General features: G+C 69.4%; 17 protein-coding genes. 7 read left to right on the top strand and 10 right to left on the bottom strand.

Going from position 1 to position 25,516, the window contains the following annotated elements; translation table 11 throughout:
• Positions 1-199: 199 nt before the first annotated feature.
• Positions 200-1,267, bottom strand: coding sequence for a uroporphyrinogen decarboxylase (gene hemE / locus ACFYZE_RS13150; RefSeq protein WP_388991903.1), 1,068 nt, complete (start codon positions 1,265-1,267; stop codon positions 200-202).
• A gap of 234 nt (positions 1,268-1,501) precedes the next feature.
• Here hemE and ACFYZE_RS13145 point away from each other — a divergent pair, with 234 nt between their 5' ends.
• The 6 genes from ACFYZE_RS13145 (at position 1,502) to ACFYZE_RS13120 (ending at position 8,961) form a co-directional block, all read left to right on the top strand.
• Positions 1,502-2,167, top strand: coding sequence for a DUF3000 domain-containing protein (locus ACFYZE_RS13145; protein WP_388991900.1), 666 nt, complete (start codon positions 1,502-1,504; stop codon positions 2,165-2,167).
• A gap of 281 nt (positions 2,168-2,448) precedes the next feature.
• Positions 2,449-3,111, top strand: coding sequence for a response regulator transcription factor (locus ACFYZE_RS13140; protein ID WP_043444816.1), 663 nt, complete (start codon positions 2,449-2,451; stop codon positions 3,109-3,111).
• 286 nt (positions 3,112-3,397) lie between these two features.
• The gene (locus ACFYZE_RS13135) at positions 3,398-4,684 is read left to right on the top strand and encodes an HRDC domain-containing protein (protein WP_388991897.1); all 1,287 of its coding nucleotides are present in this window, start codon (positions 3,398-3,400) and stop codon (positions 4,682-4,684) included.
• 351 nt (positions 4,685-5,035) lie between these two features.
• Positions 5,036-6,256: a thiolase family protein gene (locus ACFYZE_RS13130; RefSeq protein ID WP_388991894.1), complete on the top strand. Its 1,221-nt coding sequence runs from the start codon at positions 5,036-5,038 to the stop codon at positions 6,254-6,256.
• The gene (locus tag ACFYZE_RS13125) at positions 6,253-8,382 is read left to right on the top strand and encodes a 3-hydroxyacyl-CoA dehydrogenase NAD-binding domain-containing protein (RefSeq protein WP_388991892.1); all 2,130 of its coding nucleotides are present in this window, start codon (positions 6,253-6,255) and stop codon (positions 8,380-8,382) included. The genes ACFYZE_RS13130 and ACFYZE_RS13125 overlap by 4 nt, the downstream gene beginning before the upstream one ends.
• Positions 8,383-8,589: 207 nt before the next feature.
• A complete protein-coding gene (locus ACFYZE_RS13120) occupies positions 8,590-8,961 on the top strand; it encodes an NTP pyrophosphohydrolase (RefSeq protein WP_388991889.1) in 372 nt (123 codons plus the stop codon).
• 23 nt (positions 8,962-8,984) lie between these two features.
• On the opposite strand, the gene ACFYZE_RS13115 is transcribed toward ACFYZE_RS13120, so the two are convergent.
• The 9 genes from ACFYZE_RS13115 to ngcE form a co-directional block, all read right to left on the bottom strand.
• Positions 8,985-10,508, bottom strand: coding sequence for an amino acid permease (locus ACFYZE_RS13115; RefSeq protein ID WP_388991886.1), 1,524 nt, complete (start codon positions 10,506-10,508; stop codon positions 8,985-8,987).
• Positions 10,509-10,654: 146 nt separating this feature from the next.
• Complete coding sequence (dxs, locus tag ACFYZE_RS13110) at positions 10,655-12,628, bottom strand: 1-deoxy-D-xylulose-5-phosphate synthase (RefSeq protein WP_388991883.1); 1,974 nt, start codon at positions 12,626-12,628, stop codon at positions 10,655-10,657.
• A gap of 190 nt (positions 12,629-12,818) precedes the next feature.
• Positions 12,819-14,111 carry a sugar ABC transporter permease gene (locus tag ACFYZE_RS13105; RefSeq protein ID WP_388991879.1) on the bottom strand — a complete coding sequence of 431 codons (1,293 nt, stop codon included), beginning with the start codon at positions 14,109-14,111 and terminating at the stop codon, positions 12,819-12,821.
• On the bottom strand, positions 14,108-14,899 hold the full coding sequence (locus ACFYZE_RS13100) for an ATP-binding cassette domain-containing protein (RefSeq protein ID WP_200418385.1): 792 nt from the start codon (positions 14,897-14,899) through the stop codon (positions 14,108-14,110). Before ACFYZE_RS13100 ends, ACFYZE_RS13105 begins: the two co-directional genes overlap by 4 nt.
• A 181-nt stretch (positions 14,900-15,080) precedes the next feature.
• Positions 15,081-16,178: a substrate-binding domain-containing protein gene (locus ACFYZE_RS13095; protein ID WP_388992424.1), complete on the bottom strand. Its 1,098-nt coding sequence runs from the start codon at positions 16,176-16,178 to the stop codon at positions 15,081-15,083.
• A gap of 134 nt (positions 16,179-16,312) precedes the next feature.
• Positions 16,313-17,512, bottom strand: a complete 1,200-nt coding sequence (locus tag ACFYZE_RS13090) for an ROK family transcriptional regulator (RefSeq protein WP_388991876.1) — start codon at positions 17,510-17,512, stop codon at positions 16,313-16,315.
• 250 nt (positions 17,513-17,762) lie between these two features.
• Positions 17,763-18,686 carry a carbohydrate ABC transporter permease gene (locus tag ACFYZE_RS13085; protein WP_388991873.1) on the bottom strand — a complete coding sequence of 308 codons (924 nt, stop codon included), beginning with the start codon at positions 18,684-18,686 and terminating at the stop codon, positions 17,763-17,765.
• A 2-nt stretch (positions 18,687-18,688) separates the two neighbouring features.
• A complete protein-coding gene (locus ACFYZE_RS13080; protein ID WP_388991870.1) occupies positions 18,689-19,615 on the bottom strand; it encodes a carbohydrate ABC transporter permease in 927 nt (308 codons plus the stop codon).
• A gap of 118 nt (positions 19,616-19,733) precedes the next feature.
• Positions 19,734-21,209, bottom strand: coding sequence for an N-acetylglucosamine/diacetylchitobiose ABC transporter substrate-binding protein (ngcE, locus tag ACFYZE_RS13075; RefSeq protein WP_388991867.1), 1,476 nt, complete (start codon positions 21,207-21,209; stop codon positions 19,734-19,736).
• 457 nt (positions 21,210-21,666) lie between these two features.
• On the opposite strand from ngcE, the gene ACFYZE_RS13070 reads away from it, so the two are divergent.
• Positions 21,667-25,470, top strand: coding sequence for a GH92 family glycosyl hydrolase (locus ACFYZE_RS13070; RefSeq protein WP_388991864.1), 3,804 nt, complete (start codon positions 21,667-21,669; stop codon positions 25,468-25,470).
• Positions 25,471-25,516 lie beyond the last annotated feature (46 nt).

Below are 25,516 nucleotides of genomic sequence, written 5' to 3'. Positions count from 1 at the left end.
GGACGCCCGTCATGCGGTCGACGCGGACACCTCCGCGGAAGCGTTCATCACGCGGGACGAGGACGACCGAGGCCGTCCCGCACCGGAGTTCCAGGAGCCCCGGAGGGACCGGGGGCGAGTCCTCCAGCGGGTGAGGGGCCCGCGCCGATGCCGCCGTGCGCGGCGCCCGGCGCGGGTCACCGGTCCTCGGCGGCACCGGTCAGCGGGCCGTCTGCGTGTGGACGTACTCCACGAGTCGGGTGAGGCTGTCCGGGTCCGTGGACGGCAGGACACCGTGGCCGAGGTTGAAGACATGGCCCTCGAGGCCGGCGGCGGCGTCCAGGACCTCGCGGGTCTTGGCCTCGACGGCCTCGCGGGGGGCGAAGAGCACCGCCGGGTCCAGGTTGCCCTGGAGTGCCTTGCCGGGGCCGACGCGGCGGGCCGCCTCGTCCAGCGGAACGCGCCAGTCGACGCCGACGACGTCCGCACCGGCCTCGCCCATCAGCCCCAGCAGCTCACCGGTGCCGACACCGAAGTGGATGCGGGGGACGCCGTAGCCCTCGACGGCCCGGAAGACCTTGGCCGAGGCGGGCAGCACCGAGCGGCGGTAGTCGGCGGGGGCCAGGGCACCGGCCCAGGAGTCGAAGAGCTGGACGGCCGAGGCACCGGCCTCGATCTGGACCTTCAGGAAGGCTGCCGTGATGTCCGCAAGCCGGTCCACCAGGTCGGACCACAGCTTCGGGTCGCCGTGCATGAGCGCCTTGGTGTGCTCGTACGTACGGGACGGGCCGCCCTCGATGAGGTAGCTCGCGAGGGTGAAGGGCGCGCCCGCGAAACCGATCAGCGGGGTCTCGCCCAGCTCCGCGGTGAGCAGCTTGATCGCCTCGGTGACGTAGGAGACGTCCTCGGGGGTCAGGTCGCGCAGCCGGGCGAGGTCCGCGCGGGTGCGGATCGGGTGCTCGACCACCGGGCCTACGCCTGGCTTGATGTCGAGGTCGACACCGATCGCCTTCAGGGGCACGACGATGTCGCTGAAGTAGATCGCCGCGTCCACACCGTGCCGGCGGACCGGCTGGAGGGTGATCTCGGTGACCAGCTCGGGCCGCATGCAGGACTCGAGCATGGGGATGCCCTCACGCACCTTGCGGTACTCGGGCAGCGAGCGCCCGGCCTGCCGCATGAACCACACCGGCGTGTGCGGCACGGGCTCGCGCCGGCACGCCCTGAGGAAGGCGGAGTCGTACGTCGCTGTCGGCTGGCCCGTGGCGGGGCGGTCATTGACACTCACGCAAAAAGTCTCGCACGCCACCGGAGCGTTTCGGCCTCGGGGCGGGAGCGCCCGCGCAGGGGCGCGGGGCCGTGTCCGTGCGCGGCTGAGCCGCGTCGGCGCGCCACACTCCGAAGGACCCGGCCGCCCTACGACAGGAACCAGCCATGACGAACCGCGCACGGCAGCCGAACCCCCGGCGGCAACGGGTGTCTCTCCAAGCGGACGCGCTTTCTTCCCCTTAATCTTCCCCGCATGGCTGCGGCTCAGGAACGAGTGACGGACGGCGCCGGCGGAATGGACGACGCGGAGGGGGAGGGCGATGCGATGGACACGGCCCCCCTGCCCTTCCGCGCCGCGGTCGACGCCCTGAAGGCCGCACGCCTGCGGCCGGAGATCGAGATCGAGCCGTCGCGCCCGCCGCAGCGGCTCGCCCCGCACACGTACGCGCTGGAGGCCGCCGTGGTCGCCGACGAGGAGGACCTCGCCGACGGGCGCCTCGTCCTGCTGCACGACCCGGCCGGGCACGAGGCCTGGCAGGGCTCCTTCCGCCTGGTGACGCTGGTGCGCGCGGAACTGGAGCCGGAGATGGCGGCGGACCCGCTCCTGCCCGACGTGTGCTGGTCCTGGCTGACCGGCGCGCTGCAGGCCCGCGGGCTGGCGTACGGCGAGCCGAGCGGGACCGTCACGCGCGCGAGCTCGCACTACTTCGGCGGTCTCGCCACCCGCCCGGCCGTCTCCCAGATCGAGATCCGTGCTTCGTGGACGCCCCGGGAGGGCATCGGAGGCGTCCCGGACACCGCGGCGCACCTGGCCTCCTGGTGCGACCTGCTGTGCCAGGTGGCGGGCCTGCCCCCGGCGGGGCCGGGCGACGCCTCGGTGGTGACGCTGCCTCAGCGCCGCGGGCCACAGCCCCGCTGAGCCGGCGCGCCCGCTGGCGCTGTCAATGTCGCCTTGACCTTCCTTGCCATCTCTTTGTCGATACGGCCACTTTCGGCCTCGTATTGACCATGGATCGCACCGACTCGATCCTCAGATGATCGCTCGCGCGTCCGAATTGCACGGATTGTTACTCACCAAATCGTGATCATTCTCTAAAGGAGCACGAGTTTGGTGCCGAAGACGACTGTGACCTTGAAACACGGTTCGTCCCGGCCGCTTCCCCGAGCCGGCCCCGTCCCCGCACCCATCCAGGAGGCCTGGTGTCCGTTCTCCTCGAGCAGCCCGCAAGCCTGGTCGCCTACCGCCCCAACAAGCCGACCGCCATGGTCGTCGTGGCCGACCCGCGCGTTCGTTCCACCGTCACCCGCCATCTCTGGGCGCTCGGAGTGCGCGACGTCATCGAGGCGTCGTCCATCGCAGAGGCCCGTCCTCGTATCGGCAACCCGCGCGACATCTGCGTCGCCGACGTCCACCTCCCCGACGGCTCCGGTCTCACCCTCCTGTCGGAGACCCGGGCGGCGGGCTGGCCCAACGGTCTGGCCCTGTCCGCCGCCGACGACATCGGAGCGGTCCGCAACGCCCTCGCGGGCGGAGTCAAGGGCTATGTCGTCACCGGCACCCGCACCAACATCGGGCTCCCCACCCGGCCGGGTGCCGCACCCATCGGCGCCGCCGCCGCGCGCCTGCACCGCCGCCCCCCGGGTGCCCCGAGTCACCCGGGCGGCTACCGCGAGCTGTCCGGCCGCGAGGTGGAGGTGCTGCGTCTGGTCGCCGAAGGGCAGTCGAACAAGGCGATCGGCGTCTCGATGGGCCTGTCCGCGCTGACCGTGAAGAGCCACCTGGCCCGCATCGCCCGCAAGCTCGGCACCGGCGACCGTGCCGGGATGGTGGCGGTGGCCCTGCGGACCGGCATCATCCACTGACCCTCTCGCCCCTGACCACCGGACGACCAGACCCCTGGCTCCCCGACTTCCTGCCCCCTCCTCCACCCGCCCTGGTCCGCGTCCACACCGAGCCGCCGCCGAGCCGCGTCCGGGGACCTGGCCGCACGCCCCGGGACGCCCGCCGTCCCGTCGCCGTACACCGCCACCGCGCCCTTGTGCGGACACGAACGACCCATATGACACATGACTGGTTTACGACCCCCCATCGCCCGTCGACGGAACGTTCCGTCGGCGGGCGTAGTCGACACACAGATACCCTTGACAGGTGACCGACGCCCAAGAGACCGCAGCAGACAGCCCACTGCGAACCACCGGAGGCGCCCCTCCGGACGACGTCGAAACGGCGCCGATCCCGTTGCTCGAGCCGCGTGACGGCATTCCGCCCGTGATCGCCGACGACGCCTCCCTCGCCGAGGTGATCGCCGCCTTCGCCGCCGGCACCGGCCCCGTCGCGGTCGATGCCGAGCGCGCGTCCGGCTACCGGTACGGCCAGCGCGCCTACCTCGTGCAGCTGCGCCGCGAGGGCGCGGGCACCGCGCTGATCGACCCGGTGGCCTGCCCAGACCTGTCCGCCCTGGGCGAGGCGATCTCCGACGCCGAGTGGGTGCTGCACGCCGCCACCCAGGACCTGCCCTGCCTGCGCGAGATAGGCATGGTGCCCACCCGTCTGTTCGACACCGAGCTGGCCGGGCGCCTCGCCGGGTTCCCGAGGGTCGGCCTCGGCGCCATGGTGGAGAGCGTCCTCAGCTTCATCCTGGAGAAGGGCCACTCCGCCGTCGACTGGTCGACGCGGCCCCTGCCCGAGCCCTGGCTGCGCTACGCGGCCCTCGATGTCGAACTGCTCGTGGACCTGCGGGACGCCCTGGAGAAGGAACTCGAGCGGCAGGGGAAGCTGGAGTGGGCCCGGCAGGAGTTCGACGCGATCGCCTCAGCCCCGCCGCCCGAGCCGCGCAAGGACCCCTGGCGCCGTACGTCCGGAATGCACAAGGTGCGCCGCCGCCGGCAGATGGCGGCCGTCCGGGAGCTGTGGCAGGCCAGGGACCGGATCGCGCAGCGCCGGGACGTCTCGCCGGGCAAGGTGCTCGGGGACGCCGCGATCGTCGAGGCGGCCCTCGCCCTGCCGCCGAACGTCCACGCCCTGGCCGCGCTGAACGGTTTCGGGCACCGCATGGGGCGGCGCCAGCTGGAGCAGTGGCAGGCCGCGATCGACCGCGCCAAGGCTCTGCCGGAGGCGGAGCTGCCGCAGCCGGGGCAGCCGGTGACGGGTCCGCCGCCGCCGCGGGCCTGGGCCGACAAGGATCCGGCGGCGGCGGCCCGGCTGTCCGCTGCGCGCGCCGCGGTGTCGGCCCTGGCCGAGCAGCTCACCATGCCCCAGGAGAACCTGATCTCCCCGGACACCGTGCGGCGCCTGTGCTGGGAGCCGCCGAAGCCGGTGGACGCGGAGGCCGTTGCCTCCGCGCTGGCCGGTTACGGGGCGAGGGCCTGGCAGGTCGAGCAGGTCACCCCGGTGCTGGTGAAGGCGCTGTCCGTGACGGGCACCCAGGCGCCGTAGCGGCTTTGTCGTACGGCGGGTGGGGGGCGCGGGTGCTGGGCGCGGGTGCGGGGCGTCTTCGGTGGCCGGCGCCGGCGCGGCGGGACCGGTGCCGATACGGCGGGGACCGCATGACGACAGGGGCGGAGCCGCGTGACTGCACGGCCCGCCGCCTCTGCGGACCGCGGCCCGCCGCCTCCCGCTCCGAGCCCTTGCCGAGCCGGCGGGGGCTCCACGGCTCCGCCGAAGGTGTGACCTTCACCGCTTGGGCGTGCGGGACTGGGCAGCTTGGTTACCCACAAGTAGCATGGGACTGAGCGCGCGCTCAGCGTGTCGCAGCAGTGCCATCCCGCACCCTGGAGGAGAGCCATCGTGCCTCGTACCGTCAGGGACGTCGTCTTCGTCGACGGCGTCCGTACCCCGTTCGGCAAGGCGGGCCCGAAGGGCATCTACCACGAGACCCGCGCCGACGACCTCGTCGTGAAGGCGATCCGGGAGCTGCTGCGCCGCAACCCGGGTCTCGACCCGAAGAAGATCGACGAGGTCGCCATCGCCGCGACCACGCAGATCGGTGACCAGGGCCTGACCCTCGGCCGCACCGCGGGCATCCTGGCCGGTCTGCCCCAGTCGGTCCCCGGCTACTCCATCGACCGCATGTGCGCGGGTGCGATGACGGCCGTGACGACCACGGCCGGCTCGATCGCCTTCGGCGCGTACGACGCCGTCATCGCGGGCGGTGTGGAGCACATGGGCCGCCACCCGATGGGCGAGGGCGTCGACCCGAACCCGCGCTTCGTGAGCGAGAAGCTGGTCGACGAGTCCGCGCTGTTCATGGGCATGACCGCGGAGAACCTCCACGACCGCTACCCGCACATCACCAAGCTGCGCGCCGACGAATACGCCGTGCGCTCCCAGGAGAAGGCCGCGAAGGCGTACGCCAACGGCAAGATCCAGCAGGACCTGGTGCCGATCTCGGTGCGCCGCACCAACCCCGAGGGCGGCGAGACCGGCTGGGGTCTCGTCACGGCCGACGAGCCGATGCGCCCGGGTACGACCCTGGAGAACCTGCAGGGCCTCAAGACGCCGTTCCGCGTCCACGGCCGGGTCACCGCGGGCAACGCGGCCGGTCTGAACGACGGCGCCACCGCCTCGATCATCGCGAGCGAGGACTTCGCCCGCGAGAACGACCTGCCGGTCAAGATGCGTCTCGTCTCCTACGCCTTCGCGGGCGTCGAGCCGGAGGTCATGGGCTACGGCCCGATCCCGGCCACGGAGAAGGCCCTCGCCAAGGCGGGCCTGTCGATCTCCGACATCGGCCTGTTCGAGATCAACGAGGCCTTCGCCGTCCAGGTCCTGGCCTTCCTCGACCACTACGGCATCGCGGACGACGACGAGCGCGTCAACCAGTACGGCGGCGCGATCGCCTTCGGCCACCCGCTGGCCTCCTCGGGCGTCCGGCTGATGACGCAGCTCGCCCGCCAGTTCGAGGAGCAGCCGCAGGTCCGCTACGGCCTCACCACCATGTGCGTCGGCTTCGGCATGGGCGCGACGGTCATCTGGGAGAACCCGCACTTCGACGGAGGCGACAAGTGAGCACCACCGCTGAGCTGTTGAAGGGCGCGGCCGAGCTGTTCCCGGACGAGGTCGTCACGCAGGCGCACGTACGCCACTTCGACCTGCCGTTCGGTGTGGGCCGCTTCGCCCTGATCACCCTCGACAACGGCCACGACCACACCAAGCCGACCACCTTCGGCCCGGCCTCGCTCGCGAACCTCAACACGGCGATCGACCAGGTCGAGAAGGAGGCCGCGGACGGCGAGATCGTCGGCGTCGGCATCACCGGCAAGCCGTTCATCTTCGCGGTCGGCGCCGACCTCAAGGGCGTCGAGCTGCTGAAGCGGCACGAGGACGCGCTGGCCATCGGCAAGGGCGGCCACGAGGTCTTCAAGCGGCTGTCCAAGCTGGCCGTCCCGACGTTCGCCTACTACAACGGCGCGGCGATGGGCGGCGGCGTCGAGGTCGGCCTGCACTGCACCTACCGCACGGTGTCCGCGTCCCTGCCCGCCTTCTCGCTCCCCGAGGTCTTCCTGGGCCTGGTCCCCGGCTGGGGCGGCTGCACCCTGCTGCCGAACCTGATCGGCGCCGACAAGGCCGTCTCGGTGATCATCGAGAACAGCCTCAACCAGAACAAGCAGCTCAAGGGCGCGCAGGTCTACGAGCTGGGGATCGCCGACGCCATCTTCGAGGGCGCCGACTTCCTGGAGCAGTCGCTGATCTGGACGGCGTCCGTCCTCAAGGGCGAGATCGTCGTCGAGCGTCCGGTGATCGACCGCGGCGAGGCCTGGGACCAGGCCGTCGCCAAGGGCCGCTTCATCGCGGACGGCAAGGTGCACGGCGCGGCCCCGGCCGCCTACCGCGCCCTCGACATCATCGCGGCCGCGAAGAACGGCGACCTGCAGCAGGGCTACGACGCCGAGGACCAGGCCCTCGCGGACCTGATCATGGGCGGGGAACTGCGCGCCGGCATCTACGCGTTCAACCTCGTCCAGAAGCGCGGCAAGCGCCCGGCGGGCGCCCCCGACAAGAACCTGGCGCGCCCGGTCACCAAGGTCGGCGTCGTCGGCGCCGGTCTGATGGCCTCGCAGCTCGCCCTGCTCTTCCTGCGCCGCCTCGAGGTCCCGGTCGTCCTGACGGACATCGACCAGGAGCGCATCGACAAGGGTGTGGGCTACGTCCACGCCGAGATCGACAAGCTGCTCGGCAAGGGCCGGATCAACCAGGACAAGGCCAACCGCCTCAAGGCGCTGGTCTCCGGCGTCCTGGACAAGGCGGAGGGCTTCGCCGACGCGGACTTCGTCATCGAGGCCGTGTTCGAGGAGATGGGTGTCAAGCAGCAGGTGTTCGCGGAGGTCGAGGCGGTCGCGCCCGAGCACGCGATCCTCGCCACCAACACCTCCTCCCTGTCGGTGTCGGAGATGGCGTCGAAGCTGAAGCACCCCGAGCGGGTCGTCGGCTTCCACTTCTTCAACCCGGTCGCCGTGCTGCCGCTCCTGGAGATCGTCCGCGGCGAGAAGACCGACGACGCCTCGCTCGCGACCGCCTTCGCGGTGGCCAAGAAGCTGAAGAAGACCGCGGTTCTGGTCAAGGACGCCCCGGCGTTCGTCGTGAACCGCATCCTGACCCGCTTCATGGGCGAGATCCAGAACGTCATCGACGAGGGCACCCCGGTCGAGGTGGCGGAGAAGGCGGTGGAGCCGCTGGGTCTGCCGATGTCCCCGCTGGTCCTGCTGGAGCTCGTCGGCCCGGCGATCGGCCTGCACGTCTCGGAGACCCTCAACAGGGCGTTCCCGGACCGCTTCACGGTCTCCCCGAACCTCAAGGCGGTCGTCGAGGCCGGCAAGCGCGGCTTCTACGTCTACGACAGCGGCAAGCCCGAGCTGGACCCGGAGGTCGCCGCGCTGCTGAAGCAGGGCGACACGGTCCTGACGGAGGAGCAGGTCCGCGCCCGCGTCCTGGACGCGGTGGCGCAGGAGATCGGGCTGATGCTCGAGGAGGGCGTCGTCGCCGAGGCCCAGGACATCGACCTGTGCCTGATCACGGGCGCCGGCTGGCCCTTCCACCTGGGCGGCATCACGCCGTACCTGGACCGCGAGGGCGTCTCGGAGCGCGTGAACGGCAAGACGTTCCTCGAGCCGGGTGTGGCGTCGGTTCCGGCGTAACGGCCGTGGCACGGTGAAGGGGGCCTCCGCGCAAGGCGGAGGCCCCCTTCCCGTTGTGTGCCGCAGGGCCCGTGGGGTGGGGCCGGTCAGAGCCGCCGTCCCGGCTGCGGCAGTCAGGGGCCGTTCAGCCGGGGACCGTTGGCACTCCCCCGATGTCGCTGAGGCGTCCCTCGCGCGGGCCGGACAGGCTCGTGGGACGCTGGGGGCATGAGTGTCCCGCTCCTGGTGATCGTCGATGGCGCCAACGTCGTCGGGTCGGTGCCCGACGGCTGGTGGCGGGACCGGCGGGGCGCCGCCGACCGGCTGCGGGACCGTCTCGTGCCGTTCGCCGCCGACGGGCTGCCCGGCTTTCCCGGGCCGCTGGAGCTGGTGCTGGTGGTGGAGGGTGCGGCACGCGGCGTGGAGCCCGTGCCCGGCGTCCGGGTGGACGCGGCCCCCGGCAGCGGGGACGACCGTATCGTCGAGCTGGTCGCCGAGGCCGGGGACCGCGCGGTCCTGGTCGTCACGGCGGACCGGGAGCTACGGCGCCGGGTGACGGATCTCGGCGCGGAGGTGACGGGCCCGCGCACGGTGCGCTGAACACCCCGTGCCGAACGCCGTGGTCACCGGGTGCCGCCTCCGGGCGGGCTGCTCACCCCGCCCGCCGCGGACTTCCCGGCATGTCCCACACGGCTGTGCGAACGGCCGTAGAGGAAGTACACGACGAACCCGATGACCAGCCAGATCGCGAACCGCAGCCAGGTCTCGGCGGGCAGGTTCAGCATCAGCCACAGCGAGGCGCACACCGACAGGATCGGCACCGCCGGAACGAACGGAGTGCGGAAGGCGCGTGGCAGGTCGGGGCGGGTGCGGCGGAGGATGACCACGCCGATCGCGACGACGATGAACGCGAACAGCGTGCCGATGTTGACCAGTTCGGCCAGTTCGCTGAGGCTGGTGAAGCCCGCGACGACGGCGATGACCACGCCGAGCAGGATGGTCGGCCGGTGCGGGGTCTTGAAGCGCGGGTGGACGTGGGAGAAGAAGCGGGGCAGCAGCCCGTCGCGGCTCATCGCGAAGAAGACCCGGGATTGGCCGAGCAGCAGGATCAGGCAGACCGTGGTCAGGCCGGCGGCGGCACCGAAGCTGATCACACCCGCGAACCAGGGATGGCCGATGGCCTTGAACGCGTCGGCGAGCGGGGCGTCCACGGACAGCCTGCTGTAGTGCTGCATGCCGGTGACGACGATCGACACCGCCACGTACAGCGCGGTGCAGATGAGCAGGGAACCGAGGATTCCGCGCGGCATGTCGCGCTGCGGGTTACGGGTCTCCTCGGCGGTGGTCGCCACGATGTCGAAGCCGATGAAGGCGAAGAAGACGACGGACGCGGCGGTGAAGATGCCCATCACGCCGAAGTTGGACGGTGCCCAGCCGACCATGAGCTGGATGAGCGGAGCCTTGAGGCTGCCGCCCGCGGGCACCGCCTGCGGCTCGGGGACGAAGGGCTTGTAGTTGGCGCTGTTGACGAAGAAGGCGCCCCCGATGATCACGATCAGCACCACGGTCACCTTGACGGCGACGACGAGCTGGGTGACCCGGGCCGACAGCTTCATCCCGAGGACGAGTATCGCGGTGAGGAGAAGGACGAGCGCGGCGGCGAGAATGTCGAATCCGAATCCGTGCGCCCCCTCCCGTCCGCCGAGATAGGCCGGCAGGTGCCAGCCCGCGTTGTCGAGCAGCGAGCGGATGTACCCGGACCAGCCGACGGCGACCACCGCCGTGCCGAGCGCGAACTCCAGGACCAGGTCCCAGCCGATGATCCAGGCGGGCAGCTCGCCGAGCGTGGCGTAGGAGAACGTGTACGCGGATCCGGCGACCGGCACCGTGGAGGCGAACTCCGCGTAACAGAGGGCGGCGAGCGCGCAGACGACGCCGGCCAGGACGAAGGACAGGGAGACGGCGGGGCCCGCGTTCTGCTTGGCGACCTTGCCGGTGAGCACGAAGATGCCGGTGCCGATGATGACCCCGACGCCGAACACGGTCAGGTCAAGAGCGGACAGGGTCTTTCTGAGCGCGTGCTCCGGCTGCTCGGTGTCCTGGATCGACTGCTCGACGTTCTTCGTCCGGAAGAGGGTGCTGCTCATGGCATACCTCCCGCGCTCGCCGTCCCCGACATGATCGAAACGGGGCGTACTCCGTGTGCCCCGGCACGGGCAGATTCACGCAAACGGGCCGGTTTCGCCACCGTAAAGGATGGAGGAACCGGCCCGGGCGCGCACGGCGGGTGGTCTCAGTCGCGGGCGGGCTCCACCGAGTCCACGGCCTGGGCGGTGCCCGTACGGTCGGTGGGGGTCCCCCCGCTCGAGCGAAGCCGAGAGTGGGGGAGGCCGCCGTCCAGCTTGGAGACCAGCCCGGTGACCTGGCGGGCGATGTCCGGCGCGGTCAGGCCGATCTCCGCGAGGACCTCCTTGCGGGAGGCGTGGTCGAGGAAGCGCGGCGGGACGCCGAAGTCGCGCAGCGGCACGTCCACACCCGCGTCGCGCAGCGCCTGCGCGATCGCCGAACCCACACCGCCGACCCGGGAGTTGTCCTCGACGGTGACGACCACACGGTGCCGCTCGGCGAGCGGGGCCAGCGCCTCGTCGACGGGCTTGACCCAGCGGGGGTCGACGACGGTGGTGGAGATGCCCTGCTTGTCGAGGAGGTCGGCGATCTCCAGGCACATGGGTGCGAGCGCGCCGACGGAGACCAGCAGGACGTCCGGCACGGGGGCCTCCGCCTTGCGCAGCACGTCCATGCCGCCGACCTTGCCGACGGCGGGGACGGCCGGGCCGACGACGCCCTTGGAGTAGCGCAGCACGGTCGGCGCGTCGTCCACGTCGACGGCCTCTCGCAGCTGGGCCCGCAGCTGCTCGGCGTCGCGCGGGGCGGCGATCCTCAGGCCCGGCACCACCTGGAGCATCGACATGTCCCACATGCCGTTGTGGGAGGCGCCGTCGTCGCCCGTGATGCCCGCCCGGTCGAGCACGAACGTCACACCGCACTTGTGCAGGGCGACGTCCATGAGCACCTGGTCGAAGGCGCGGTTGAGGAAGGTCGCGTACACCGCGAAGACGGGGTGCAGACCGCCGGTGGCGAGGCCGGCCGCGGAGACCGCGCCGTGCTGCTCGGCGATGCCGACGTCGTAGATACGGTTCGGGAAGGCGTCCGCGAACTTCTTGAGGCCCACCGGCTGGAGCATCGCGGCCGTGATGGCGACGATGTCGTCGCGCTCCCGGCCGAGCCTGACCATCTCGTCGCCGAAGACGGAGGTCCAGCTGGCGGCGGCCGCCTTGATGGGCAGGCCGGTGTCGGGGTGGATGGGGCCGATGCCGTGGAAGCGGTCGGCCTCGTCCTGCTCGGCGGGCCGGTAGCCGCGGCCCTTCTCGGTGAGGCAGTGCACGATGACCGGGCCGCCGAACCGCTTGGCGCGGGCCAGGGCGGACTCCAGGGCCTCGATGTCGTGCCCGTCGATCGGGCCGACGTACTTCAGCCCCAGGTCCTCGAACATGCCCTGCGGGGCGATGAAGTCCTTCAGGCCCTTCTTGGCCCCGTGCAGGGTCTCGTAGAGCGGCTTGCCGACGACGGGCGTGCGCTCCAGGACCTCCTTGGTGCGGGCCAGGAACTTCTCGTAGCCGTCGGTGGTGCGCAGCGTGGCCAGGTGGTTGGCGAGGCCGCCGATGGTGGGCGCGTAGGAACGCTCGTTGTCGTTGACGACGATGACCAGCGGGCGGTCCTTGGCGTCGGCGATGTTGTTCAGCGCCTCCCAGGCCATGCCGCCGGTGAGGGCGCCGTCACCGATGACGGCCACGACGTGGCTGTCGCGCTTCAGCAGCTGGTTGGCCTTGGCCAGGCCGTCGGCCCAGCCGAGGACGGTGGAGGCGTGCGAGTTCTCGATGACGTCGTGGTCGGACTCGGCGCGCGAGGGGTAGCCGGACAGGCCGCCCTTGCTGCGCAGCCCCGAGAAGTCCTGACGGCCGGTGAGCAGCTTGTGGACGTAGGCCTGGTGGCCGGTGTCCCACAGCACCTTGTCCTTCGGGGAGTCGAAGACGCGGTGCAGGGCGATGGTGAGCTCGACCACACCGAGGTTCGGACCGAGGTGGCCGCCGGTCTTGGAGACGGCGTCGACGAGGAAGGTCCGGATCTCCTCTGCCAGCTGGTCCAGCTCCTCCAGGCTGAGCCGGTCCAGATCGCGCGGTCCCCTGATGCGGGTCAGCAGCGGCACCCGTGCCTCCTTGCAGTAGAGCTGTGTCGAGCATTCGCCGGGCCTGTCGAGTCTAATGTTCCCCCTGTGAGGATCACCGATGGCCCCATGGATCCCCCCGACGTGTCCGCCCGAACACGGGCCGGGACGCAGGACTGTGCCCGGCGCCGCCGTTGGCGCCGGGCACAGTGACCTGAGGGTTCGGCTGCGGCTAGGCGCGGCCGGCCGTCTTCTGGGTCTTGCGGGTCACGGCGTCGATGACGACCGTGGCGAGCAGAACACCACCGGTGATCATGTACTGCACCGGCGAGGCGATGCCCTCGAGGGCGAGACCGTACTGGATCGAGACGATCACCAGCACACCGAGCAGCGCGTTCCACGTGCGGCCACGCCCACCGAACAGCGACGTACCACCGATCACCGCGGCGGCGATCGCGTTCATCAGCAGGTCACCGCCACCGGCGCCCTGGTTGGCGGACGCGATCTTCGACGCGATGAACAGACCGCCGATCGCGGCGAACGTGCCGGAGATGGCGAAGACCGAGATGCGGACCGCGGCCACGTTGATACCGGCGCGGCGGGACGCCTCCACGCTGCCGCCGAGCGCGAACACCTTCCGGCCGTACGCGGTGCGGCGCAGCACGAAGTCCGTGATGAGCAGCACAGCGATGAAGATGACCACCGCGAGCGGCAGGCCCTTGTACTGGTTGTAGACGACGGCCACGGCGAACGCGAGGACCGCGAGCAGCGCCGTGCGCAGGATCGTCTCGCTCAGCGGCCGGGACGGCACACCCGCGGCCTCGCGCCGCTTGTTGCCGAAGTAGGAGCTGAGGAAGTACAGCACGGTCACCACGAGCGCGAGCCCGTAGGCGGCGGCCACGTCGGAGAAGTAGTACGTCGTCAGCTTGGCGACGAGGCCGTCGCTGTTCAGGTTGATCGTGCCGCTGTCGCCGAGGATCTGGAGCATGAAGCCGTTCCAGAACAGCAGACCGGCCAGGGTGACCGCGAACGCGGGCACACCGATCTTCGCGAAGACGAAGCCGTGGATGGCGCCGGCGACCGTACCGGTGAGGATGGCCAGCACGAAGGCGAGCCACTCGCTCATGCCGTGAGTGATGTTCAGCACGGCGAAGGTGGCGCCCGCGACACCGGAGACCGAGCCGACCGACAGGTCGATCTCGCCGAGCAGCAGCACGAAGACGATACCGACGGCGATCATGCCCGTGCCGACCATGGCGACGGAGATGTCGGAGAGGTTGCCGGCGGTGAGGAAGTTCGAGTTCAGGCTCTGGAAGATGATCCAGATGATCGCCAGACCGACGACGACCGGGATGGCGCCCAGGTCACCGGCCTTCATCTTCCGCTTGAACTCGGTGACGTAGCCCGCGAAGCCCTGCTCGCGCACCAGCAGACGGGGGTCGACGGCGGTGACCGCCTTCGCCGCCGCCTCGGGGTTCTCCACGACGGTGTCTTCGGGGGGCGTGGAGGTCTTGTCGATGCTCACTTCTTGATCTCCCCATTGCTGCGCGCCGCACGACGGGTCACGGCGTTGTCCGTGGCGCCGGTGATGGCGGAGATGATCTCTTCCTGCGAGGTCGTCTTGACCTCGAAGACGCCGTTGTTGCGCCCCAGACGCAGCACCGCCACCTTGTCGGCGACGGCCTTCACGTCGGCCATGTTGTGGCTGATGAGGATCACGGCGTGACCGCGCTCCCGCAGCCGCTCCACCAGGTCGAGGACCTGCGCGGTCTGCTCGACGCCGAGGGCGGCAGTGGGTTCGTCGAGGATCACCAGCTTGGGCTCGCCCAGCATGGAACGGGCGATGGCCACGACCTGGCGCTGACCGCCGGAGAGCGAGGCGATCGGAATGCGGACGCTGGGGATGCGGATGGACAGCTGGTCCAGCAGCTCGCGTGAGCGCCGCTCCATCTCCACCTCGTCCAGGACGCCGCGGCGGCGGATCTCCCGGCCCAGGTAGAGGTTGCCGACGACGTCGATGTTGTCGCACAGCGCGAGGTCCTGGTAGACCGTCGCGATGCCCAGGTTCTGGGCGTCGTTCGGCTTGCCGATGTGGACGGTCTTTCCTTCCCACTCGATGACGCCCTCATCGATGGGGTGCACGCCGGCGATCGTCTTGACCAGCGTGGATTTTCCGGCGCCGTTGTCGCCGACCAGGGCGACCACCTCACCGGCGTGGACCTCAAGCTCTACGTCGGTGAGCGCCTGAACGGCACCGAACCGCTTGGAGACCCCGCGCAACGCCAGCACGGGCGTAGCGGACACGTGAACCATCTCCTTCGCCGCCTGACCCGGCGGGAGGTTGTGCAGAAGTTTGGGGGGGTGTTCCGTCCGGCGCCCCGCGACGAGCTTGCGGGGCTGGTGAAGGCGGGGCGCCGGAGGAGCTTTCAGTGCGCCAGTCCCTCAGGGGAATTCAAGGGCGAATTCCCGCTGCGGGAAAGGGGCTTGAGGCCGGTTACTTCAGGCCGATCGCGGCGCAGGCCGACTTGTACTGCGCGGTGCAGATGTCCGCGACGGTCCACAGGCCGTCCTTGACGACGGTGTCCTTGATGTTGTCCTTCGTCAGGGCGACGACCGGGACGATGACGGCGGGCACCTGCTTGGTGGTCGGGCTGTCGACCTTGTCCTTCGCTATCGAGTCGACGGGCTTGCCCTGGGCGAGGTCGACAGCCATCTCCGCGGCGACGTCGGCCTCCTGCGGGTACGGCTTGTAGACGCTCATGTACTGCTCACCGGTGACGATGCGCTGCACACCGGCGAGTTCGGCGTCCTGACCGGTGACCGGGGCCTTGATGCCGGCGGCCTTGAGGGCGGTGATGATACCGCCGGCCATGCCGTCGTTGGCGGAGTAGACACCGACGATGTTCTGCTTGCCGAGGGCGGAGATCGCCGCCTCCATGTTGGCGTTGGCGTTCTCCGGCTTCCAGTCCTTGGTGTCGTACTCCTTGCCGATGTTCACCTTGCCGTCGAGCACCTCGTGGGCGCCCTTCTTGAACTGCGCGGCGTTCGGGTCGGTGACGGAGCCGTTCATCATGACGATCTTGCCGGACTTCGCCTTGGAGCCGAGGGCCGTGAGGAGGGCCTGGCCCTGGGTCTTGCCGACCGTCTCGTTGTCGAACGAGGTGTAGCCGCTGATCGGGCCCTGCGCCAGGCGGTCGTAGGCGACGACCGGGATGCCGGCGTCCTTGGCCTTCTGCACGGAGTTCTTGATGGCCGCGGAGTCCACCGCGTCCACGATCAGCACGTCGACCTTGTTGGTGATCATGGTGTCGACCTGCTGGTTCTGCAGGGTGGCGTCCTGCTTGGCGTTGGCGTAGACGACCTCGCCCTTGCCGTTCGTCAGCTCCTTGACCTTCTTCTCGATCAAGGGACGGTCGAGCTTCTCGTAACGCGCCGTCTGGTTCTCGGGGAGAAGCAGACCCACCTTGATGGCGTCGCCCTTCTTGGCGCTCGAGGACGAGGAAGAGCTCTTGGCGGACTCCTTGGCGCTGCCGCAGGCGGCGAGCGAAACGGCCATGGCACCAGCAGCAACGGCGAAGGCCGCACGACGCATACGCGTGTTCACTTCTAGAAACCTCCCTGACGAGGCCGCGTCGTTGCGGCCGAGGTGGCTGGAAGTCAACTCGGCCACACGTGCGACGTCAAGAAGTAAATCCTTAACGAGATGGCAACGGTGCCATCCGTTATCTAAGTGAAGACAGGCGTCGCAGCAGGCAGGCTGCCGTCCAAAAGGGTTGAATCACCCATTTCACTGAGTGCGAGAGCGAGCGCGCCGAGGACCTCCGCGCGGCCGCCGAGCGCCCCCGGCAGCACCGAGAGCTGGCGTGCGGCACTGGGGATCGCGTACCGGCCGACCGACTCCCTGATGGGCCCGAGGACCAGCTCACCGGCCTCGGCGAGATCACCGCCCAGGACCACGCGGCTCGGGTTGAGCAGATTGCACAGGTTGGCGACCCCGCTGCCGATGTGGCGGCCGACATCGGCGATCACCCGACGACAGCCCGGATCACCGTCCCGCGCCAGCCTCACCACGCCTTCCATGGTCAGGTCGGCGCCGTGGCTGGGCTGGAGCAGCGGCAGCACGTACCGCGCCGACGCGAACGTCTCCAGGCAGCCCCGGTTCCCGCAGCGGCAGACGGGACCGGATTCATCGAGAGTAATATGCCCGATTTCTCCCGCTGTGCCGCCAGGCCCGCGGTAGATCTTGCCGTCAATCACCAGTCCGGCGCCGACACCGCTCGCCACCTTGATGTACGCCAGGTCCTTGACCCCTCGGCCACTGCCCCAGACCAGCTCGCCGAGGGCGCCGAGGTTGGCGTCGTTGTCCACGTGCACGGGCACGCCGAGCCGCCCCCGCAGCTCCTCGGCGGGTCGGGTGCCGGTCCAGCCCGGCAGGATGGCGGTGGAGCCGAGCGTGCCCGACTCGACGTCGATGGGTCCGGGCACGCCGAGGCCCACGCCGGCGATCTTGGACCGGCTCACTCCGGTCGCCTCGATCAGCCTGCTGACCAGCTCTTCCGCCCGGTCGAAGCCCTGCGCGGCGGAGGCGTCCACATCCAGGGGCTCGGACTCCTCGGCGAGCACCTGATGGGCGAGGTTCCCGATCGCGACGCGCAAATGGGTGTGCCCGAAGTCGACGCCGATCACGATGCCGGCGTCACCGCTGAGAGAGACGCTGCGAGCCCTGCGGCCACCCGCCGACGTGGGCGTGACCTCGACGGTTCCGCCGTCCTTCAGCTCCCGCACGATATTGGAGACGGTCGCCGCGGACAGACCCGTCGTCCTCGCGATCTCGGCCTGCGTCAGCGACCCGGCCAGGCGCACCGCACGGACGACACGCTCCAGATTTGCCCGATGCAGCGACGACTGCGATCCCGGAGTCTCCATCGACTCATTCACTCCTGCCCTCAGCGCGGCGGCCACGGCGCCGCCCATGTGACCCGGGTCACATCAGCGGAATCCGAGTCACGTACAAGTTGTGAACTCCAAGCTCCGCTGAACGGGTTACCGCAGTCAAGTCCTTGACGGAAATCGTGAGAGATCAAAAAGAGGGCGGACGGACACGCCGGCGCCGTTCCCGGTTCACGGGGAAGACGCCGGCAGGCCGGAGCACTGGGAAGTCAGTGGAAGTCGATCACTACTTCAGGGCGCCCGCCGTCAGGCCCTGGACCACCTGCCTCTGGAAGACGATGTAGGCCGCGAGGACCGGCAGCATCGCCATCACCAGGCCGGCGAAGAGTCCGGACCAGTCGCCCTTGTACCCCTGGCTGGCCGCCAGCTGGACCAGGCCCTGGGTGAGGACGCGCTTGTCGGGGTCGGTGTTCAGGACCGTCGGGAGCATGTACTGGTTCCACTGGCCCAGGAAGTTGAAGATCCCCACGCTGATCAGGCCCGGCTTGGCCATCGGCAGCATGATCTGGAAGAACGTACGGGAGTGCGAGGCCCCGTCCACGAACGCGGCCTCGGCCACCGAGGTGGGCAGCGAGCGGAAGAACGCGGTCAGGAAGAACACCGTGAAGGGCAGCGAGTAGGCGATGTAGACGAGGATCAGCCCGTGGATCGTGTTCAGCAGCCCCATGTTGTTCACGACGTAGAACAGCGGGACCAGCGCCAGCATGATAGGGAAGCTCATGCCGCCGATGAACAGGTAGTAGATGAACCGGTTGCCCGGGAAGTCGAAGCGGGCGAGGACGTACGCCGCCATCGAGCCGAGCACCAGGGTGCCGACGAGCGAACCGCCGACGACCAGCACGGTGTTGAGGAAATAGTCGCTCATGTTGGCGTCGGTCCAGGCCCGCGCCCAGTTCTCGAAGTGCAGCCTGTCCGGCAGCGACCAGGGCGAGTCGAAGATCGAGCGGTCGTCCTTGAAGGAGGTCATCACCGCCCACAGCAGCGGCATGACGACCATGAACGCCCACAGGACCAGCATGCCGTGCGAGAAGACGTTCAGGACGGTGCCCTCCCGCTTCGCCCGGGGCGGCCCGCCGACCGGTGTGTCCGCCTTTGCGACGGAGGCGTGCGGTTCGGCCGGGTTCGGGGCGGGGGTCTCGGTGGTCTCCATCGTCAGTACTCCAGCCGCTCGCGCCGGCCCAGCCGCATCACGACCGCCGCGAACAGCAGCGTGACGACGAGCAGGGCGACACCGATCGTGGTTGCGTAGGCGGCCTGACCGTCGCGGAAGGCCTTCTGGTAGACGTACAGCACCATGACGGTGGTCGAGTAGTCCGGCCCGCCCGGCCCGGTCGTCATGATCTGTACGACCGCGAACGACTCCGCGCCCAGGGCGAGGATGCCCATGTACACCCAGCCGGACTGCACGGTGTCCCACAGCAGCGGCAGGGTGATCCGGAAGAACGTGGTGGTGCGGTTCGCCCCGTCCAGGAGCGCCGCCTCGTACAGGTCCGCCGGGACGGAGGCCATGCCCGCGGAGAACAGGACCACGAAGAAGCCGACCGTGGACCAGACGAGGACCGCCATCACGCACCACAGGGCGAGACCCGGATCGCCCAGCCACAGCGGCTGGACGCTCCCGAGCCCGATGCCGCGCAGCAGCGAGTTGACGGCGCCGCTGTCCGGGTTGTACGCGAAAGCGAACAGCAGGGCGACGATCGCGATGGAGAGCACCTGCGGGAAGAAGTAGACGATCTTGTAGAAGGACGAGCCGCGGACGCCGGAGATCGCCGGTCCGCCCTTCCGCCGCCGCCCGCCCACATTGATCATGAAGGCGAGGAACAGCGCGAGCCCGATCGTCACCGGCGGCAGCACCAGCGCGAACAGCAGGCTGTGCCACAGCGACTTCCAGAAGATGTCGTCGTGGATCATCCGCGTGTAGTTGTCGAAGCCCACCATCTTGAACTCGGGGCTCAGACCGGTCCAGTCCGTGAACGAGTAGTAGATGGACTGGATGAACGGCCAGACGACGAAGAGCGCGTACAGGCCGAGGGGAACCGTCAGGAACCCCACGATGAACCGGTACTTGCCGTGATGCATGGCTACCGACCCCGATCCGGCCGTGCGGGCGGCCGCCTCCGCTGCCGCTGACGGACCTGCCGCTGACAGGCCTGCGCCTGGAAGACCTGCCCCTGTAAGACCTGCCCCTGACGGACCCTCACTGGTGCTTGTAGTGCTTGATCGACGTGTCCTTGGCGGTCTCGTCGGCGAAGCCCTGGATCCGCTTGATGGCCTCGGCCGGGGTGATACGGCCCGCCATCATCTCGCCGAGACCGGACACGCCGATCTTCTCCTTCTGCAGCTGCACGTACCAGTCCTGCAGCCGCGGGTTCAGGACGTTGCTTCCCGCCTTCTCCAGCGCGGCCACACCCGACTTCAGGCCCGGGGTGAGGCTGATGCCCGTGGTGCCGCCGTTGAAGGCCGTCAGCGACTTGACCTTGGTGGTGAAGTTCTTCGAGGACGCCTCGCTGAGCATGATGCGCAGCTGCTCCATCCCGCCCGCGGGGTTCTGCGCCTTGGCGGGGACGATGAAGGGCTCACCTCCGGAGGCCCAGATGGTGCCGAAGGGCAGCTTGTCGGAGGAGTCGATGCCGGAGGGCGCGGAGACGGCGAGGTCGAAGTCGGCCGGGATGACGTTGGCGGACTCGTTCTCCACCCAGGAGCCGTTCGGGATGAACAGCGCCTTGCCCTGGGCCCAGGCGGTCTGCGACTGGATGTGGTCGAGGCCCGGTGTGCCCTTGAGGATGTAGCCCTTCTTGTAGAGCTCGTAGTAAGCCTCGAAGCAGGCCTTGACGGCCGGGTGCTTCCAGGCGTTCGGCTCCAGGTTGTCGATGGCGTCGAGGACCTCGCGGCCACCGACCTTGCCGATCATCGGATACAGGGAGAAGGGGATGTAGTACGGGTACTTGCCGGCGTAGGTCCAGCCCGCGATGCCCTTCTTCTTGGCCTTCTCGCAGACCTTGAGCATCTCGTCCCAGGTCTCGGGGTACTTCTCGTCGAGCGAGTCGAGGAGCTTCTGCGAGTACCAGACGCCGTAGACCGTGTAGGCGTAGTACATGATCCACACGGGGTTGCCGTCGAACTGGCCCATCTCGACGATGCCGGGACGCAGTGTGTCGCGGACCTTCTTCGAGGGGTCGTCGTAGGAGGGGGCGTCGAGGAGCGGGGTGAGGTCGGCGAGCTGGTTGCGGCTGACGAGGACGCCCATGTCCATCTGCTCGGCGCCGGAGTTGTCGATGAGGTCCGGCGGATTGCCCTGGTTGAAGCGCGGCTGCAGGGTGGACTGGATCTTCTGGGTGGCGGAGAACTTCACCTTCGCCTTCGGGAAGTCCTTCTGGTAGATCTTGACCGCGTCCTGGGCGTACTCCTTGCCGAAGCCGCCGTCGAAGAGCACGAATTCCATCTGCGCCGTGTCGTTGACGCCGAGCGGGTTCTGCTTGGTCTTCTTGCCCGTCTTCGCCTTGTCCTGGCCGCCGCCCCCGCTGCTGGCGCAGGCGGACAGGAAGCTCATCGTGGGGACGGAGACCAGGCCCAGCGCGACGGAACGCTTGATCAGGCTGCGCCGCCCGACGCCTTCGGGGGTGGTGCCGATGCCTTCGGGGGTGGTGGTGTGCTCGCCGGAAGTGGATCCCATGCTCAAGTCCTCGCCTTCTCCAGGACTCAGGCGGTGCACCGGCTCCTCCCCGGCACCGCGGTGATGGTGAAGCTGGGGTCGTGCATGAGCGATTCAGGGGACGGAGCGGCGTGGTTCGTTCTCGAGTCGGTCCGCCGCCTCCGGCTTTCCCCGGGTCGTGCCTGTCCACAGCCGTCGTGACACCAAGATGACGGCTGGCCGGACGCCGACAGGTATAGTCCACTCTCCGTCGCCGGAGCAATATCGCAAGCAAGGTTGCCGCCGTGCGTTTCCGAGTTGAGACCTCGTGGAAATACGGGGCGCCCGCACGGCTCTCGAACGCGATACCCATTGCATTGAGCCCGAATGCCACAGCCAACGCCCTTGACATCACTGACCACTTGACCACCTACTGGTCCTTGCGCAGCGAAGTGACAACGTTGTCCATTCTCAACAGGCGCAGGGAGGGTGCTCGCGCATGCAGCACAGATCTCGGCACAGATGGGCTCCTACGGCGGCCGTGGCAACGGCCGCCTTCGCGTTGCTGGTGGCGGCCCAGGGCGCGGCGGTGGCTCTGCCCGGCGAAGCGGCGGCCGCGGACCGCGAGTTCGCTTCCTCCTTCGAGCCGGGGGATCCGGCGCCGACGTGGCTGAACACTGTGGACACGGCGGCGGACGGCACCAAGCGGGCGTCCGGTGTGGACGGAGGATACACAACGGGCATCCCGGGCAATGTGACCGATGAGGTGACCGATGTCCGGGCCAGCGCCGAGAACACGGACGCCGGCGAGGTCGCGGACAACCTGATCGACGGCGAGCCGGGCACCAAATGGCTCACTTTCGCGCCGACGGGCTGGGCGGAGTTCGACCTGGACGAGCCGGTCAAGGTGGTGACGTACGCGCTGACCTCGGCCAACGACCACGCCGAGCGGGACCCCGCCGACTGGACCCTTCAGGGGTCCACCGACGGCAAGGACTGGAAGACACTGGACACCCGCACCGGGGAATCGTTCGACCAGCGCTTCCAGACCAAGTCGTACGATCTCGCCGAGCCGGCCGAGTACGCGCACTTCCGGCTGGACATCACGAGGAACCACAGCGGCGGCATACTGCAACTCGCCGATGTGCAGTTCTCCACGGGCAGCAGCACCGACCCCACGCCGAAGGACATGCGCACGCTGGTGGACCGCGGTCCGCTCGGCTCCCCCACCGCCAAGGCGGGCGCGGGCTTCACGGGCAGGCGGGCGCTACGCTACGCCGGCTCGCACACCGCCGACGGGCGGGCGTACTCGTACAACAAGGTCTTCGACGTGAACGTACGCGTCGAGCGGGACACGCAGTTGTCGTACCGGATCTTCCCGGCGATGGCGGACGGCGACCGGGACTACGACGCCACGAACGTCTCGGTCGACCTGGACTTCACCGACGGCACCCACCTCAGTGACCTGGGCGCGCTCGACCAGCACGGCTTCCCGCTGAGCCCCACGGGACAGGGCGCGGCCAAGGCGCTGTACGTCAACCAGTGGAACAACGTGGTGTCGCGGATCGGGTCGGTGGCGGACGGCAAGACCGTGGACCGGATCCTGGTGGCGTACGACTCGCCGAAGGGGCCGGCCAGGTTCCGGGGCTGGCTGGACGACCTCGCGCTGAAGCCGGTAGCGCCGGACAAGCCCAGGGCACATCTGTCCGACTACGCGGTGACCACTCGCGGCACCAACTCCAGCGGCTCCTTCTCCCGGGGCAACAACTTCCCGGCCACCGCGCTGCCGCACGGCTTCAACTTCTGGACGCCGGTGACCAACGCCGGCTCGCTGAGCTGGTTGTACGACTACGCGCGGGCCAACAACTCCGACAATCTGCCCACGATCCAGGCGTTCAGCGCGAGTCATGAGCCGAGCCCGTGGATGGGCGACCGGCAGACGTTCCAGGTGATGCCGTCGGCCGCGTCCGGCACTCCGGACACCGGGCGCAGCGCGCGGGCGCTGCCGTTCCGGCACGAGAACGAGATCGCGCGCCCCTACTACTACGGCGTGACCTTCGAGGGCGGACTCAAGGCGGAGATGACGCCGACGGACCACGCGGCGGTGCTGCGGTTCACCTACCCCGGCGACGACGCGAGCGTGATCTTCGACAATGTGACCGAGCAGGCGGGGCTCACCCTCGACACCGCGGCCGGCGTCGTGACCGGCTTCTCCGACGTGAAGTCCGGGCTGTCGACGGGCGCGACACGCCTGTTCGTGTACGGCGTGTTCGACGCGCCGGTGACGGACGGGGCGGCCTCGGGCGTGAAGGGCTATCTGCGCTTCAAGCCGGGCGCCGACCACACGGTCACGCTGCGCCTCGCCACGTCCCTCATCAGCATCGACCAGGCGAAGGACAATCTGCGCCAGGAGATCCCGGACGGCGCCTCGTTCGACGACGTCAGGGCGCGCGCCCAGGGGACGTGGGACAAGCTGCTCGGCACCATCGAGGTCGAGGGCGCGACCACCGACCAGCTCACGACGCTGTACTCGTCGATGTACCGGCTGTACCTCTACCCCAACTCCGGCTTCGAGAAGGTGGGATCGGCCTACCGGTACGCGTCCCCGTTCTCCCCGATGCCGGGCCCGGACACGGCCACGCACACCGGGGCGAAGATCGTCGACGGCAAGGTGTACGTCAACAACGGCTTCTGGGACACCTACCGGACGACCTGGCCCGCATACTCCCTCCTGACACCGGCTCAGGCGGGCGAGCTCGTCGACGGCTTCGTGCAGCAGTACAAGGACGGCGGCTGGACCTCCCGCTGGTCGTCCCCCGGCTACGCGGACCTGATGACGGGCACCTCGTCGGACGTGGCGTTCGCGGACGCCTATGTGAAGGGCGTGAAGTTCGACGCTCAGGCCGCCTACGACGCGGCGGTGAAGAACGCGACGGTCCTGCCGCCGTCGTCCGGCGTGGGCCGCAAGGGCATGGCCACCTCACCGTTCCTCGGCTACACCAGCACCGCCACCCGCGAGGGCCTGTCGTGGGCGATGGACGGGTACATCAACGACTACGGCATCGCCAGGATGGGCCAGGCCCTGTACGAGAAGACCGGCAAGCAGCGCTACAAGGAGGAGTCGGCCTACTTCCTCAACCGCGCCCGGGACTACGTCGACCTCTTCGACTCGAGGGTGGGCTTCTTCCAGGGCCGCGACGCGCAGGGCGACTGGCGGCTGGACCCGTCGAAGTACGACCCGCGCGTGTGGGGCTACGACTACACGGAGACCAACGGGTGGGGCTTCGCCTTCACGGTCCCGCAGGACAGCCGGGGCCTTGCCAACCTGTACGGCGGCCGGACGAAGCTGGCGGACAAGCTGGACGAGTACTTCGCGACACCGGAGACGGCCTCTCCTCAGTTCGTGGGCTCCTACGGCAGCGTCATCCATGAGATGACGGAGGCCCGTGACGTTCGGATGGGCATGTACGGGCACTCCAACCAGCCCGCGCATCACGTGATCTACATGTACGACGCGGCGGGTCAGCCCTGGAAGGCGCAGGAGAAGGTCCGCGAGGTGCTCTCCCGCCTGTACACGGGCAGCGAGATCGGGCAGGGGTACCACGGCGACGAGGACAACGGCGAGCAGTCCGGCTGGTACGTCTTCTCGGCGCTGGGCTTCTACCCGCTGGTGATGGGCAGCGGCGAGTACGCCATCGGGTCACCGCTGTTCACCAAGGCCACCGTGCACCTGGAGAACGGCAGGGACCTGGTCATCAAGGCCCCGAGGAACAGCGCGCGGAACGTCTACGTCCAGGGCCTGAGGGTCGACGGCAAGGAGTGGACGTCGACGTCGCTGCCGCATTCCCTGCTCTCCCGGGGCGGAGTGCTGGAGTTCGACATGGGTCCGCGGCCCTCGGCCTGGGGCACCGGCAAGAACGCGGCACCGGTGTCCATCACGCGGGACGACAAGGCGCCCTCGCCGCGGGCGGACGCGCTCAGGGGTGACGGTCCGCTCTTCGACAACACCTCGACGACGGAGGCGGCCGTGACGAGCGTGGACCTGCCGGTCACGGACGGCACCAAGGCGGTGCAGTACACGCTGACGTCCCCGGCGGACCGCGCGTTGGCCCCCACGGGCTGGACCCTCGAGGCCTCCGAGGACGGCACACAGTGGACGACCCTGGACCAGCGGTCGAGCGAGTCCTTCACCTGGGACCGGCAGACCAGGGCGTTCTCCATCCCGCATCCCGGCACGTACGCGCACTACCGCCTGACGTTCACGAAGGAGTCGACGCTGGCGGAGGTGGAACTGCTGGCCTGACGCCACGCCGGCACGGGAGAGGGGCGGGCCCGTCCGGGCCCGCCCC

Source organism: Streptomyces sp. NPDC001796, assembly GCF_042892355.1.
In the GTDB taxonomy this organism is placed as follows: domain Bacteria; phylum Actinomycetota; class Actinomycetes; order Streptomycetales; family Streptomycetaceae; genus Streptomyces.
This window is presented reverse-complemented; position numbering and strand designations above follow the sequence as displayed.